A 764-nucleotide genomic window follows, 5' to 3' on the forward strand; every position below is an offset into this window, starting at 1 on the left:
ATCGATGCGCGCGGCGAGTGCGCCAAAACGCGCAGCACCCAACAACCACAATAAAAAGAGCAGGACCAATACCGGGGCTTTCAACACCAGGGAAACCCTATCAGCCCTACGTGGCGGGCATGCTGCAGGTCAGCAAGTCTACTCCGCAGGGTCAACCGGCAGGGTGGCCCAGGAGGCATTCTGATGACATTACGAAAAACGCTATCTCGCACCTTGCTCGGCAGCCTGCTGGCGGCCTGTGCGACCACCCCCGTCATTGCCGGCGACCACGACATGAGCGAGGGCGAGGCCGCCGCCTCGGCTGCGCTCAGCGGTGCACAGCAGGGGGCCGGGCAGGTGAAGCCGGAGCAGTATTTTGACCACTACACCGACAATCCACCGGAAGCCGGCTACTACCAGGGCGGGACGCAGACGGATACCGATATCGGCGCCAGGGGGCAACAGGCGCTGGCACAGACCGAGCTCGGCAAGGAGATGCGCAAATCTTTCATCAACAACCCTGCCGACAAGATTGATTACGACTCCGACATGATTAAACGCAGTGACGACATCCGCAAAGACGCGGACGTCATCGCCGCCGGCGTCGGGCCAAAATGCGTCAGGCAGGTGGTCAACAAGGTCAGCTATACCTCGCATGCGTGTGAGAAGGCGCAATCGGTGACCGCGCAATGCCACAACACGGCCAATATTGTCGGCAGCGTCACGGGCGGCAAGGAGACAAAATCATTTGAAGTCACCTTGTCGGATTTGCCTTACCAGATTTA

The 764-nt window shown here is 59.8% G+C and carries 1 pseudogene; it reads left to right on the forward strand.

The features are described 5' to 3' along the window. Positions 1-183: 183 nt before the first annotated feature. A pseudogene (locus AC4PR2_RS29315) lies at positions 184-764 on the forward strand (hypothetical protein); the annotation flags it as partial.

The sequence above is a fragment of the Serratia sp. A07 genome, from assembly GCF_058725505.1.